The 14,804-nt window shown below is 42.5% G+C and carries 15 protein-coding genes; 7 read left to right on the plus strand and 8 right to left on the minus strand.

Going from position 1 to position 14,804, the window contains the following annotated elements; genetic code table 11:
• Nucleotides 1-39: 39 nt before the first annotated feature.
• The 5 genes from nirB (at nt 40) to NXR94_RS16130 (ending at nt 5,994) form a co-directional block, all read left to right on the plus strand.
• Nucleotides 40-2,535, plus strand: a complete 2,496-nt coding sequence (gene nirB / locus NXR94_RS16110) for a nitrite reductase large subunit NirB (protein ID WP_258105705.1) — start codon at nt 40-42, stop codon at nt 2,533-2,535.
• Between the two features lie 25 nt (nt 2,536-2,560).
• Nucleotides 2,561-2,935: a nitrite reductase small subunit NirD gene (gene nirD, locus NXR94_RS16115; protein WP_258105706.1), complete on the plus strand. Its 375-nt coding sequence runs from the start codon at nt 2,561-2,563 to the stop codon at nt 2,933-2,935.
• Between the two features lie 141 nt (nt 2,936-3,076).
• Nucleotides 3,077-4,861, plus strand: a complete 1,785-nt coding sequence (locus NXR94_RS16120; protein ID WP_258105707.1) for a type IV pili methyl-accepting chemotaxis transducer N-terminal domain-containing protein — start codon at nt 3,077-3,079, stop codon at nt 4,859-4,861.
• A 1-nt stretch (nt 4,862) separates the two neighbouring features.
• Nucleotides 4,863-5,522, plus strand: coding sequence for a response regulator transcription factor (locus NXR94_RS16125; protein ID WP_258105708.1), 660 nt, complete (start codon nt 4,863-4,865; stop codon nt 5,520-5,522).
• 67 nt (nt 5,523-5,589) lie between these two features.
• On the plus strand, nt 5,590-5,994 hold the full coding sequence (locus NXR94_RS16130; protein WP_258105709.1) for a hypothetical protein: 405 nt from the start codon (nt 5,590-5,592) through the stop codon (nt 5,992-5,994).
• Nucleotides 5,995-6,030: 36 nt separating this feature from the next.
• Here NXR94_RS16130 and NXR94_RS16135 read toward each other — a convergent pair whose 3' ends face one another.
• Genes NXR94_RS16135 through NXR94_RS16170 form a run of 8 tightly spaced genes read right to left on the minus strand, consistent with a single transcriptional unit; the run spans nt 6,031 to nt 12,511 of the window.
• Nucleotides 6,031-6,969, minus strand: a complete 939-nt coding sequence (locus tag NXR94_RS16135; protein WP_258105710.1) for a hypothetical protein — start codon at nt 6,967-6,969, stop codon at nt 6,031-6,033.
• Between the two features lie 59 nt (nt 6,970-7,028).
• Entirely contained in the window at nt 7,029-8,195 is a 1,167-nt protein-coding gene (locus NXR94_RS16140; protein ID WP_258105711.1) for a molybdopterin molybdotransferase MoeA, read from the minus strand.
• Complete coding sequence (moaA, locus tag NXR94_RS16145; RefSeq protein ID WP_258105712.1) at nt 8,195-9,178, minus strand: GTP 3',8-cyclase MoaA; 984 nt, start codon at nt 9,176-9,178, stop codon at nt 8,195-8,197. Before moaA ends, NXR94_RS16140 begins: the two co-directional genes overlap by 1 nt.
• Nucleotides 9,175-10,074, minus strand: coding sequence for a bifunctional molybdenum cofactor biosynthesis protein MoaC/MoaB (moaCB, locus tag NXR94_RS16150; protein ID WP_258105713.1), 900 nt, complete (start codon nt 10,072-10,074; stop codon nt 9,175-9,177). Before moaCB ends, moaA begins: the two co-directional genes overlap by 4 nt.
• Complete coding sequence (locus NXR94_RS16155; protein WP_258105714.1) at nt 10,071-10,514, minus strand: molybdenum cofactor biosynthesis protein MoaE; 444 nt, start codon at nt 10,512-10,514, stop codon at nt 10,071-10,073. The genes moaCB and NXR94_RS16155 overlap by 4 nt, the downstream gene beginning before the upstream one ends.
• Nucleotides 10,514-11,536, minus strand: coding sequence for a HesA/MoeB/ThiF family protein (moeB, locus tag NXR94_RS16160; RefSeq protein WP_258105715.1), 1,023 nt, complete (start codon nt 11,534-11,536; stop codon nt 10,514-10,516). Before moeB ends, NXR94_RS16155 begins: the two co-directional genes overlap by 1 nt.
• Nucleotides 11,537-11,538: 2 nt before the next feature.
• A complete protein-coding gene (locus NXR94_RS16165; protein ID WP_258105716.1) occupies nt 11,539-11,781 on the minus strand; it encodes a MoaD/ThiS family protein in 243 nt (80 codons plus the stop codon).
• Between the two features lies 1 nt (nt 11,782).
• Entirely contained in the window at nt 11,783-12,511 is a 729-nt protein-coding gene (locus tag NXR94_RS16170; protein ID WP_258105717.1) for a sulfite exporter TauE/SafE family protein, read from the minus strand.
• 151 nt (nt 12,512-12,662) lie between these two features.
• On the opposite strand from NXR94_RS16170, the gene NXR94_RS16175 reads away from it, so the two are divergent.
• Both NXR94_RS16175 and NXR94_RS16180 read left to right on the plus strand, forming a co-directional pair.
• Nucleotides 12,663-13,325, plus strand: coding sequence for a Crp/Fnr family transcriptional regulator (locus tag NXR94_RS16175; RefSeq protein WP_258105718.1), 663 nt, complete (start codon nt 12,663-12,665; stop codon nt 13,323-13,325).
• A 186-nt stretch (nt 13,326-13,511) separates the two neighbouring features.
• Entirely contained in the window at nt 13,512-14,777 is a 1,266-nt protein-coding gene (locus NXR94_RS16180) for an alginate export family protein (RefSeq protein ID WP_258105719.1), read from the plus strand.
• The last annotated feature ends 27 nt before the right edge of the window (nt 14,778-14,804 follow it).

A 14,804-nucleotide genomic window follows, 5' to 3' on the forward strand; every position in this document is an offset into this window, starting at 1 on the left:
GTATTAATACGTAATTTTACGTATCAAATACTAAGACATATGAAAAAAGTAGTTGTTGTCGGTAATGGAATGGTCGGCTATAAGTTCCTGGAAAAGCTCAGAGCAAAAGCGGGCGCTGATCAAATCGAACTTATTGTTTATGGTGAAGAACCTCTTCATGCCTATGATAGAGTTCATCTTAGTGAGTACTTCGCATCACAAAAAGCGGAGGACCTGGAGATGGCCCCAAGATCATGGTATGATGAAAATCAGGTTACACTAAAGACTTCACAATTGATCACGGAGATTGATCGCTCCGCCAGAACCGTCAAAACTCACAATGGAGATGTAGAAAGCTATGATTACTTAATTATGGCTACGGGGTCAAGCGCCATGGTACCTCCTATCAATGGTGTTGACAAGAAAGGGGTATTTGTTTACCGTACCATCGAAGACCTTGAGCAGATCATCGAATACGCTAAAACGGTAAAACGCGGAGCCGTTCTTGGTGGTGGTCTACTTGGACTTGAAGCTGCCAAAGCATTGATGGACCTTAATCTCGATGCTCAGGTGATCGAATTCGCACCAAGGTTGATGCCAAGGCAGTTGGACCAAAGAGGATCGGATATGCTAAAATCCAAAATTGAATCTCTTGGCATAGAAGTTCTTCTTGGTAAAAACACTCAAAAAATTAACGGAAATGGAAAACTAACTGGTCTTGACTTTGCAGATGGATCCAGCCTTGAAACGGAGATGTTGGTTATTTCATGTGGTATTGTTTCCCGAAGTGAACTTGCTGGTCCTGCTAAGCTGGAAACCGGCAAAAGAGGTGGCTTTAAGGTGAATGATCAGATGCAAACAAATGATCCTTACATCTATGCTATCGGTGAGGCCGCTTCATATAATGACATGATCTACGGCCTGGTAGCCCCTGGTTATGACATGGCCGATGTAGTTGTTGATCAGTTAATCGGTTCAGGTGAAAGATCTTTCACAGGTGCAGACATGTCTACCAAGCTAAAACTAATCGGTACCGATGTAGGTAGCTTTGGAGATGCGCTAGGTGAAACCGAGGGATGTATTCCAATCGTATTTGAAGATAAACACGCTGGTATCTATAAGAGGGTAAACCTCTCACCAGATAAGAAGAGCTTGCTGGGAGGTATCCTTGTTGGAGATGCCACCCAGTACAGCATGCTATTGCAGACCGTTCAAAATGGTCTGGCCCTTCCTAAGAGCCCTGAAGATCTGATCCTTGGAGCTCGTGGTGGAGAAGGTGATAGTGGAGATGCTATTTTGGCATTGCCTGATTCGGCTCAGATCTGCTCGTGTGAAAATGTAACCAAAGCAGATATTGTCGGAGCCATCAAAGAACAAGGTTGTGAAGATGTACCAGCCATTAAAGCATGTACCAAAGCCGGAACGGGATGTGGAGCATGTACTCCTATGGTAGCTGACCTGTTTGCTTCTACCATGAAGTCGATGGGACAGACGGTACGTAAAGTGATCTGTTCTCACTTTGACTACACCAGACAGGAGCTTTTCGACCTTATTAAGGTTAAGGAAGTTAAGAGTTATGATGAACTTCTTGACACTTACGGAACCGGTGACGGATGTGAAATCTGTAAACCAGCCGTTGCTTCCCTACTAGCCAGCGCATGGAACGACCTGATCCTGAAACAAGATACGATTCAGGATACCAATGATCGATTCCTGGCCAATATCCAAAAAGGTGGAAGTTATTCTGTTGTACCTCGAGTACCAGGAGGAGAAATCACACCGGATAAACTTATTGCTCTTGGTGAAGTAGCTAAGAAATTCGATTTATATACAAAAATTACAGGAGGTCAACGCATCGACTTGTTTGGTGCGAAAATCAATGACCTTCCAAAGATATGGAGAGACTTGATTGATGCAGGATTTGAAAGCGGCCACGCGTACGGAAAAGCCCTCAGAACAGTGAAAAGCTGTGTGGGCTCCACGTGGTGCCGCTACGGCCTGCACGACTCGGTTAGCTTCGCTATCGAGATCGAAAACAGGTACAAAGGACTTCGTTCTCCACACAAATTAAAAGGTGCCGTTTCAGGTTGTAGACGTGAATGTGCAGAGGCACAGGGTAAAGACTTTGGCTTGATTGCAACGGAAATTGGATACAACCTTTACGTCTGCGGTAATGGAGGAGTTAACCCTCAGCATGCCCTACTTTTAGCAGGGGATATCGACGAAAAAACAGCCATCAAATACCTCGACCGATTCTTGATGTTCTACATTAAAACAGCTGAGCCGTTGAACAGAACTTCTGTTTGGTTGAATAAACTAGAAGGAGGCATCGATTACCTGATTGATGTAGTAGTAAATGACTCCCTTGGAATTGGAGAAGAGCTCGAGAAAGACATGCAGGCATTGATCGCCGCTTACCACTGTGAGTGGAAAGAAGCCATCAATGATGAGAAAATGGCGGCCAAGTTCAAGCACTTTGCTAATAATGATGAGCACGATCCAGCACAACAGTTCGTCCCAATGAGGGAAATGAAAAAACCTGCTGATTGGGATTAATTAATGAATTGAAATGAGCACTGAAATGACATCAATATCAAGCTATAGAACTGTAAAACCTGAAGAAGTGACTACATGGCAACACGTTGCGGATGCAGAGGTATTCCCAACAAATGGTGGTTTGAATATCATGCATAATGGCCTGCAAATAGCCGTTTTCAACTTCAGCAAAAGAGGTGAATGGTATGCCACCCAAAACCTTTGTCCTCATAAGAAACAAATGATCTTGTCCAGAGGTATGATTGGATCAGATGGGGATGAACCGAAGGTTGCCTGTCCATTTCACAAAAAGACGTTTTCTCTGAAGGATGGAAAAAACCTCAACGGAGACGAATGCGATATTGCTACTTATCCCGTAAAAGTGGAAGAAGGCAAAGTATACATAGGTTTCGACTCCTAGGAAATTCCTAAGTAATTTCCGAAACAAGGAATGTTATTTGCCATCAAAACATAAATTTGCGGCATTATTGAGTCTTGTTTATGCGTAAAACAACGTAAGCAAGACTCACTTTTTACTTAGCTAACCTGTGACGGAAATTGCATGGCAAATAGTAAATTCAAGAGACTAGGCCAGTTTTACTTACTAGCACTTGGCGCTATCGCCCTGAGCGTTATTATAAGCCAGTTCCTCATCCAGACTTTCATCAGCCGTCAGAGCGATGACTCCCGCGTGATCAACGTGGCCGGTCGTCAACGAATGCTCAGTCAGAAAATAAGTAAAGTTTCCCTCCAAATAGCGAACGAACCGGGCAAAAACCTTGACGAAAAGTACAGTGAGCTCAAGCAAGCTATAGAACTCTGGAAAAAATCACATTATGGTTTACTTTTTGGAGATGAGGACCTGAACCTGCATGGCAAGAATTCTTCACGGATCCGGGAGATGTTCAAAGAAATTGAACCCCATTTCAACGCCATTGTAGAAAATGCCGATGCCATTCTAAATGAAACCCAGCAGTCTGACTCGATAAACACTGGAGTAATACAAACCCATGTTGACAGCATCATCTCCCACGAAAAGGACTTCCTCCTTGGAATGGACAGGATCGTATTTGCCTATGATGACGAGGCCAGAACCAAGGTACAGACGCTTAGGGAAACGGAATTGTGGTTATTTGTCCTTTCCCTACTGGTAATTACTCTTGAGCTCATTTTTGTATTCAGGCCCCTGGCCAACAACATTAGTGCGACCGTTCAGAATTTGATGGATTCGGAAATGGACTCTAAAAAACTCGCGTCCGAATTAAGTAAATTATATGAGGAACTCGGGAGGTCCTATCAGGACCTTGAAGCTGTCAATATTCACCCCGCCTCCCCTGCTATTTTTGCATCTATGGACATGGGAGGGCGTTTTGATTACTTCTCCAAGAAGTTAAAAAACCTCATGGAATATGACGAACTGGAGCCTCACGAGACCTTAAGAGACCTGTTGGTCTTTAGCGGTTACGATAATGAGTTTTACTCCGACCTGATGAACCTGCTCGCTCAGGGAAAACAATGGTCTGGTGAGATTAAGCTGATTACAGAAAACGGGGATTTCATCTGGATTGAAACATTTATTATTCCGGTCAAGAGTAAAAGTGAGATCAAAATGATTGCTCGTGATGTGACCGAATTGAAGGAAGCAAAAATCAGATCACGGGAGATCAACCGTGAGCGTATTGAAAGATCTGTAAAAGAACAGAACTACCGTTCCGTATTGATTTTGGAGGGACAGGAAGAGGAAAGAAAGCGTCTTTCAAGGGAATTGCATGACGGTGTGGGTCAGATGCTTTCGGCTATGAAGCTACTCTTAGAGTCCATCACCCCATCATCTAAACCGATGCAAATGCGTATGGATGACGCTAAAGGTTTGATGAAAAGTATTATTCAGGAGGTCAGAAGAGTCTCCTTTAACCTGACTCCCAGTAGCCTTGACGACTTCGGGCTGGTACCGGCAGTAAATAAATTTTGCAATGAAATTGACCTTGTAGCGAAGCCGGGAATCCATTTTGTTAATGAGACCAAGTTCATTAACCGAATGGAGAGCCATACGGAAACGAACCTGTACAGGATCGTGCAGGAGGCAGTTAATAACGCCCTTAAATATGCTAAGGCCTCAAATATTACCGTAAAATTTTATCATACGGTTAATAAACTTAATATTGAGGTCTTTGACGATGGGAAAGGGTTCGATTATGACCGTGTTCACGGAAGTGGTCATTTTGATAAAGCTGGTCACGGAATATTTAACATGCGTGAGCGGGCGGCATTTATTGGCGCAATTTTTAATTTAGAAACTGAACCAGGTAAAGGAACAAAAATCACCCTTACCTTAACACTGGAATGATATGATAAAAGTAATCCTGGCAGATGACCATGAAATCGTAAGAAATGGCATCAAACTCCTGCTGGAAAGCGAGACCGAAATTGAGGTAATCGGAGAAGCATCCGATGGTCAGGAAACCATTGATGTGGTACATGAATTAAATCCTGATGTACTGATCGTTGATATAAGAATGCCGATGTTCAATGGCCTTGAGGTCACCGAAAAGCTGAAACAAGAGGGTCATCCCACAAGAATCCTGGTTTTAACCATGCATGACGATTCTGAATATATTCTCAAATCTCTGAAGGTTGGTGCTGATGGATATCTTTTGAAGGATACCGGAAAACAGGAGTTTGTCAAAGCCATCAAAATGGTATACGACAACCAAAAATACTTTAGCGGGGACATTTCCAGTACCATTGTTAACTCCTATCTCAATACGGGGCTAAATCCTCCTGCCGCACCGGTTATCAATGGAGAAAATGACTATCAGCTCACCAAGAGAGAAAAAGAGATTCTTCGTTTGATCTATGAAGGTATTTCCAATAAGGAAATCGCTGAAAAATTGGGCAAGAGTGTTCGAACCATTGAAACTCACCGCTTCAATATTATGAAGAAGCTAGACGTGAATAACATCACTGAACTATTGCGAAAGGTTGATCGAGAAGGTATTTTAGCTTAAATCTCATGAAGATGATGTCCCTCACCCCATGAAGCGGACTTATTAGAAACAATTCAAAATAGCTCTTATGAAACAATTCGTCAAAAACTCAGCCATGCTTATGACTCTTGTAGTGATAGGAATAGCATGTTCCAGCTCCAGCAAAGGAGAAGCAGAAGGTGAAACAGTGGATAGCGTTGCCTTAGCTAATTTCCTAACAGCGGATGTCATGGCTATCGTCGACAACAAATGTATCGGATGCCATAAACCTGACTCTAAAAACGAGGATGCCAAAGAAGAATTAATATGGGCTGAACTCCCAACGATGAAACAAATGCATCTGGCCAAAAAGCTCTATGCGATGCAAGAGGTATTAGAAGATGGAGAAATGCCACCAGAAAAAGCAATCAAAAAATATCCGAATATCAAATTGACAGATGAGGAAGTAATGACCCTGATGAAATGGACAGAATCCTTACTTGCTGACATGTAAAACAAAAGGGCCGAGGTAAAACTTCGGCCCTTTTGTTTATTTAATTTCTTTATTGAAGGCTATAGAAGCCCCAATAGTGAAAAACGCTCCGCTCCAATCCACCTTTACAGTTTCACCATCTGTACCATTCACATAAAAGGAGCTATAGCCGGTTGCACTGGAGCTATCCTCGTGGGCCTCATCCATTTTTATGAAGCGATAACCTAAACGAGAATGCAGAATAAAGTTCTCACCGATCATATAGTCAAACCCTATTGCTCCATGCCCTCCCAATCCAAAGGAAGGAGAAACGGTATAGGCATTGTTATTCAGAGTGATTCCACCATTCATCATCCCGATATCCAAACCTGGTTCAATTATCAATAACAACGGACCATTATCCTGAAAGGCGCGACCATAAAACATGCTAATATTCATCATAAATGCACGAAAGTACATTTCATTCCTTCCACCAAAATACAGGTTCGTTCCCCAAAGGGCATGATCGGCCGCAATGACTATATTGTCACTCACCCCCAACCAGTTCCTTTCATCAATCTGATTCAAAACCGAGAATCCAAAGTAAAACATGCCCGTCGCCTGATCAATTTCCTCTGAGTTACTACCATTTACACGTCTCCAGAAGTCGAGAGCATTACCAATATTGTATCTATTGAAGAGACTAAACCCTCCTCCCAAACAAATTTTAGAAGACCTGCTATCCGAAGAAATAATTTCTTCCTTTACCACTTCCGGTGAAAATCGATCTTCAGAACCATCCTCATATTTGACCACTTCTACTTTGTCTTTCTCAATACTGTAGAGCGGACTCGTTTCGAGGTTGTCAAATTTCTTGTACTTGATCAGATCTGGAGTAATCTCCATAACCCTGGACCGAATCGTGGTACCCTCCTTCAAGACAATCAAATCCTGAGCCTGAGCAACTGAGCAGGACAGGATAAGAAGAAGAATAATAAAATTAATTAAAGATTTCATAGGCAGTTGGGTTGATAGTTAAATGAGCATTCTGCTCGAAATAAAAAGTTATTAAAAGGTCACGGCAAGATATAAGTTGTGACCATCTCATTCTCCTCGTATAATTTTTGTTTGTCCAGTAGCACCATGGCATTTCCCAATGCCAATGAATGCAGCATGGCCGAACTCTGCCCTCCCAACAGATGGATTTTCCCATCATTGAGTGCGGCCTTAAAATAGGTCGGACGATCTGATTTCATGGTGTATTCTTCAGCCAACGGCAGATTTACCTGGGTCAAACCAGTTGGCACCCCACCTGCCAGCTTCTGAAGAAGCGGTAACACATAGATGTAAAAGCAGGTCAGAGCTGAGGCCGGATTACCCGGTAAAGCGAAAACAAACGCCTGATCTCTTCTGCCAAAATACAAGGGCTTACCAGGCTTTTGTGCCACTTTATAAAAAAGCTCTGATACTCCATTTTCCTCAAGCGAGCGCTTCACATAGTCGTAATCTCCTACAGAGATCCCACCGGATAGGAGCAACACATCACATTGACCAAGTTGCTCTCCAATGGTCCATTTTATCTTATCAAAATCATCTTTGACTCTTATCTGTTCATCACAGATAAACCCAAGCTGTTGAGCTGCGGCAATCAGTGTAGCGCCATTGGATTCATAAATCTGACCATCATCCAAAGGCTCCCCGGGAGAAACCAACTCATTACCAGTTGTGATCATTCTAATGACCGGCTTCTCAAACACGTTGACCTCTGACAATCCTATGGAACTCAGTGTAGCTACCGTTGCCGGACTAATTTTCTGACCGGAACCAAATACCTCCTCATCCCTTTTTATTTCAGAGCCCTTAACTCTAATATTTTTCCCTCTGACCACATCATCCTTCACATTCAAAAGATGTCCTTTTATGGCTACCTTCTCCTGCATAATTACTGCGGTAGTATTTTCAGGGACCTTCCCTCCGGTAAAAATCCTCACAGCTTCTCCTTCTTTCAAACTAACAGCAGAAATGTCACCAGCCGCGACCTCACCGATCACTTCATAGGTTTCCTCATAGCCACATACAGCATACCCATCCATGGCAGAATTATCAAATGCAGGCAGATTCATCGATGACACGATGGGTTGAGACAAACAATACCCCAGGGCTTCAGCAACAGGACGTACGGAATTCTTAGTGCGAACATCCTGAGTTTTGACAATATTCTGAGCTTCAGTAATTGAAATCATTATCCTCCAATTGAAACCATCGATCGGTTTTTCTCAAAATGGCTTGATACCATTTTGTCCATTCCGTCTCGACTATATTTTTTCTCTTTTATTGACTGAATGATCAAACCTTCAATCTGCGCTCCCTCACGGAAAGGAGTCAGCAAGTCCGTTTCCTTGGTGGCAAACAAACAATTCTTCATTTTACCATCTGCAGTCAAACGAATTCTGTTGCAATCATCACAAAAAGGATTGGTGATGGTACTGACCAAACCAAAACTCCCTTTAAATCCGGGTATGGCATAATTGCTTGATGTACTGTGAGCAGGGTTTTCAAGTACATCCAACCCTCCAAAATGTGTTTTGGCTACAGACAGTATTTCCTCCTCACTCACTCCTTTACTCCAATCCCATTTATTTCCTTTGAACGGCATAAATTCTATGAATTTGATCTGCACCTTACTATCCCGGGTGAGTTCAATGAAATCAATGATTTCTTTATCATTCACTCCTTTGATCAACACTACATTCAGCTTGATCTCAAATCCCCGCTTTAGGCCTTCCCGCACGTTGGCCATAATTCGGTCATAATAATCACGTTTGGTAATAAAAGCCATCCGTGTCTTATCCAGGCTATCCAGACTCACATTGATCGACTTCAACCCTACCTTCTCAAAAAGGTCATAGTATTGATCAAGCAATATCCCATTCGTGGTCAATTTCAACTTCACGCCCAGTTCCGCCAGGTTTTCCACCAAAAAACCAAAATTCTTTCTAATCAATGGTTCACCTCCAGTCAAACGGATGGTATCCACACCCATTGAAACGAAGATCTTGGATAAAGCTACAATCTCCTCCAGTTTCATCACATGAGGTTTGTCAGCCATCTCACTGCCTTCTTCCGGCATACAATAAAAACACCGCAGATTGCACCTGTCTGTTAGTGAAATCCTCAGGTAAGTGTGCTTTCTTCCAAACTGATCTATGATTTGTGACTCACTCAATCGTGCCTCCCTCCTTTTAATACATGAAATACATGGAACAATCCCGGCAAAATGGCGTCCATAGCCTCTGACGCGCCGGCCGTAGAGCCTGGAACTGCCAAAACAATATTGCCTTCCCTTACACCAGCCACAGACCTTGATAACATTGCGAACGGCATGCGGTCCTGTCCATAGCGACGCATGGTTTCTTCCACTCCCAGCAATCTGGTTTCAAGAAGGGACTCAACAGTATCAGGTGTTTTATCTCTTGGCCCAACTCCGGTACCTCCGGAAAAGATCAAAAGAGATGCCTCATTTTGAAGTACAAGCTTTTCAATTTGATCGGGTTCATCGGGAATGATAGTATAATCGATTTGCTCCATGCCAAACCCTTCCAGCCTGGCTTTGATAGCCTTACCTGCCCGATCTTCTTTTTCACCCTTTGATATCGTATCCGAGCAAACCACAATCTTAGCTGTTAATCCTTTAGTTCTCGGGCGATTGGAGGACTTCCCTCCTTTCTTCTCAAGTAATTTGATATAATGAATCTCAACTCCTTTATCAACTGGCTTGAGCATATCATACATGGTCAACGCCACCACGCTCGCACCGTGCATCGCTTCCACCTCTACTCCGGTTTTATAGATAGTCTTGACCGTCATCAAAATCTGAATTTCCAATCCATCTATCTTATATTCGATACCGGTAAATTCTATCGGTAAAGGATGACAGTCCGGAAGCAGGTCCGGTGTCTTTTTGACACCCAAAAACCCTGCAGCCTTCGCCATTTCAAATACATTCCCTTTCGGAATTTGATTGGCTTTGATCAGGTCAATAGTCTCCTGCTTGCTCACTTTGACCACGGCCTGAGCCGTTGCAGTCCTTAAGGTGGTAGATTTATGTGTTATGTCTATCATTTATTGACCTTCCACTGGTGGGTTTCGTCCTCAAATATTTCCTTTCCAAAAACAGGCACTTTGCTTTTGACCTCCTCCACCAGGTATCTACACGCCTCAAACGCATCATTCCTATGCGGAGAAGAAGTAAACACAAATAAGCATAATTCACCAGCCTTTACAGTACCCAGACTATGATATATGTGGGCGCATGTGAGATTAAACTTTTCAAAGGCGCTTTCCCGTATTTCATGAAAAGCTTCTTCTGCCATTTCTTCATAGGCCGTGTACTCAATGGCACCAACTATTTTACCGTCAACCTGATCAGCGCGAACCTGCCCAAGAAAAATATCATGTGCGCCAATATTCGTTTTCGACTGATGATTCGCAATGGAGTTTGCAATCTTTTCAGGGGATATAGGCCCCTGCACAAAAGTCTTCTTCCTTTTTTTATCACTCATTACATCAATTCTTTAACACCTCCCGGCAAATCCACCAGGTTAGTGTAACCATATTCATTAGATAGAAAGGCTATCGCTTGTCTACTTCTTATCCCTGATTGACAGCAAACGACCACCTTTCCTTGCCTGGGTACTTCTGCATGTCTGTTGATTAATTCTCTTAATGGGATCTCAATCACTTGTCCTGAATCTATCCGAGGTTGTTCAAAAGTCTCCCTAACATCGAGATAGATATCATCACGATCTATTTTGCAATAGGAAAGATTTTCTTTCAGTCCAGCCAATTTCACGTTCTCAATTACCTCTTCGTTCCGCTCAAACTCAATGATTTGGTCCTCACCGGTTAATGTGTCTATTAGCTTTAGCTTTCCTGAGAGTACATCACCCAGCTTTAAGATAATCTTCATGGCCTCAATGGCCTGTTGTACCCCTAGTAGTCCCGGAACGACTCCCAACACCCCCACCTCTTCACAAGTATCGGGGGTGTCATCTTCATCAGGGAACAAACATCTGTAACTAGGGCCACCTTGATAATTGAATACCGACAATTGTCCCTGAAATTTGTATACGGACGCAAATACCATCGGCTTATCTTCAAGAATGCAGGCATCATTGATCAGGTACTTTGTAGGTAGATTATCAGTCCCATCTATGACAAGATCTGCCTCTCTGACTAATTCAAGTGCATTCTCCTTGGTAAAAGGCCTGTTGATGGTTTGAATTTGAACATGAGGATTGAGAGCTCTCAACTTTTGAGCTGCTACACTCACCTTTGATTGTCCAATATCCTGAAGATTGAATAATATCTGTCTGTGCAGGTTTGATTCCGAAACCTCATCGTGATCAACAAGAGTCAGCTTCCCAATACCGGCAGCAACCAGGTACTGTGAAGCCGGGCACCCTAATCCTCCAATACCAACCATCAGGATATGAGCCTCGCTCAGAAGCTCCTGACCGGATGCTCCCACCTGATCTAGCGTGGTTTGCCTTTGATAGCGCTTTATTTCTTCCGGGGAAAACATTATTAGCCTCCTGCGAAAGGTGGTAAAAAAGCTACTTCGTCTCCTTCTTGTAAAACTTCCTTCGATCCGAGACACTTATTAATAGCTATCTGATATTTTATATCTCCCATACCCGGATAGCTTTTTTCACAATATGTCTTTAAGTCAGTCAGGTGATTACCCACTTCCTCAAAACTGATTTGTTCTATCTCCTTGCCCGTCTTCTCGGCTATCATTCCAAAATATTTCACACTCACAAAACCCATATCAGATTAATATTAATTTAACACTTGCCATCATGAGAACAAAAGAAAGGCACCATTTAAGCAGTTTCAAATCCCATTTAAAACTACCAAAATAAGCCCCTAAAAAGCCTCCAATCAATGCCACTGAGACATATGGCACCAGGTTCACTGTTTCAAAATTTCCGGATATACCCAGCCCTAAAAGTCCTGAGAACGAGTTGATCCATATAAACGCTGCGGAAACGGCAGCTGTTTCTTTGACATTCCCCCAACCCAGTAGCATAATGATGGGGCTTAGGATGATCCCTCCACCAATTCCAATAAGCCCGGAGAAAAAACCAATTCCGGCGCCTAATAATAATGCCGGTAACCACTGCACTTCTCTTTTCTCCTCCTTGTTCCCGAAAATTCCCGATAATCTCAACACTGCAAAAATTAGCAGTATCCCGAGGATACGCTTATACCATATTGGGTCAACAATCATCATACCGCCCACAAAGGCCATGGGCACAGAAGTAATAATAAATACTAACAGCAGCCTGAAATTGAAATGACCATTTCGGTAATATTGTACAAACGAGACTCCGGCAACGAATAAGTTCAATACCAGGGCAGATGGTTTCATTACTTCAGGCGCAAAACCATAGATAGCCATTAGCGCCAAATACCCACTTGCGCCTCCATGCCCTACTGCAGCATAAAGCCCAGCAACAAAAAATAGAATGAGAAAAAATTCGAAACCTACCTCCATATTGGGAATCAATCCTCTACTTTGTACTGTTAAGCGAATATACAGCCTTCGCTCAGGACATTAAATGAAAATACGTATTTTTACGTATAAATACTTAAAAATGCTCCCATCAAAGCCAAATTGTCTCAAATGTTCCAATAAGAGCTGCATCATGCACAAAAATAGCTCGAATGAGGAACTGCAACCATATCTAAATAAAAAGACCGTATTGGTTTGTAAAAAGGACCAGGACTTCATTCTGGAGGGAACGCCAGTAGTTGGTTTATACTTTGTCTATCAGGGCAAGGCAAAGATTGCCAAAACCGGGCTTATGGGTAAAGAGCAGATTATCCGGTTTGCCAAACCTGGTGAGATCGTTGGGCATAGAGGATTTGGCTATAGCCAGGAATATCAAATATCAGCAAAAGCGCTTGAGAGAACGGTTTTATGTAGTTTTTCCACTGAAGTAATCACCAAAGCCTTATTAACTGTACCTTCACTTACTTACGATCTGTTAACCTTTTATTCTGAAGAATTGAACAGAAGCGAAACGAAGGTTAAAAAATTCGCCCAGATGACCGTCAGGGAAAAGGTCATTGATGCCTTATTATATATCAATAGAAAATTCGGCCAATCGAAAGGCCTGCTCAACCTTCAGTTAACCAGAAAGGAAATTGCTGACTTTGCCGGGACTACAGAGGAGCAGGTCATCAGGGTACTGTCAAGTCTTAAAAAAGAAAAACTACTTAATACCGAAGGCAAGAAAATCGGTATTGAAAGAGTAGAACTACTGAGCAAAGAAATAGCAGATCACAATTATTTCATTGACAGTTAATAACTCATTATCAGATAGTTACAAACAATAAACCTGCCATAGCGCAGGTTTTTTTATGGTGTAAAAAGAGGTGCAGTTTCTAGTTTGATTCCTTGCAGAGAGCACATCTACGTACGTATGTTTGCTCCGTAATTACGTATTACTACTTAATTAAAAGATCTAAACTAACTACTAATTGCACTCAAGATGAAAAGATTTATCTACCTTTTTGCACTATTGGCCGGTCTGGTGACCTTCCAATCAAACGCACAGTTTAAACTAACTGGCGAGATCAGACCTAGAACTGAGGTCTACAATGGAAACAACTCTACTCTAGCTACTAAAGACCAGAGATGGGGAGTTGCTACTCAACAAAGAACAAGACTGAACTTTGTATACGAAGATGAAGGATTGAAATTCGTTTTCTCTCCTCAATTGATCCACTTCTGGGGACAAATGCCACAAGCTTATGACTTATTAGGTGATGGTGCTCCTGGAAGCCCTGAAGGAAACTTCTCTGTATTTGAAGCATACGGTGCTTACAAATTCAGCGATGCATTTACACTACAATTTGGACGTCAGGCTATCAGCTACGGCGATCAAAGATGGTTCGGTGCTCTTGGCTGGGCTGCTTCTGGAAGATCTCACGATGCTTTCGTTGGAAAATTCTCTCTTGGATCAGCTAAACTAGACGTTGGAGCTGCTTTAAACCAAACTAAGCACGTAAACGCACTAGATTCTGCTGCTATTTCTAACATCAGAGCTGGCTACAAAAGCTTACAATATGCATGGTTAACACTTCCTGCTGGAGATTTGAAAATCAACGCGATGGTAACGAACGTTACAGGCCTTAAAAGCCTTTCTAGCTCAGCCGTAAAATACAAGCAAACGACTACTGTAGGTCTCCTTCCTTCATACAGCACAGGAGATGTAGCGATCAATGCTTCTGCATACTATCAGACTGGTGAAAACCTTTCTTCTTACCTGTTAGCTGCCGATATCACTTACAAAGGATTAGGTCTGCCTATCACTTTAGGAGCTGACATCGTATCTGGTGACGACGAAGGAACTGCTGATAGCGAAACATGGCAACAGCCTTTCGGTACTAACCACAAATTCTATGGTTTCATGGACTTCTTCTACGTTGGAGAAACTCCTAAAATGGGATTGAACGACTTCTACATCAAGTCGGTAATCAAAACAGGCGAGAAAACTAAGCTTATCGCTTTTGTACACCAGTTCATGACTAACCAGTCATTCACTAATGGAGCTTCTGAAGAAATCAGCGGTAACCTTGGTACAGAAATCGACCTTGTTTACAACTACAATGTAGCAGCAGGTTTCAACATCAAAGTTGGATACTCTAAGCTATTTGCTGATGACAACTTCGAGTCATACAAGCCTGGTGACGCTAGCGCTGGAAACCAGTGGGGATGGGTTCAGCTTACTTTGACTCCTGGATTGATCAAGTAATTCAAACTCAAATAAACATTTAAATCA

This window comes from Marinoscillum sp. MHG1-6, from assembly GCF_024714475.1.
GTDB lineage: Bacteria > Bacteroidota > Bacteroidia > Cytophagales > Cyclobacteriaceae > JAMZMI01.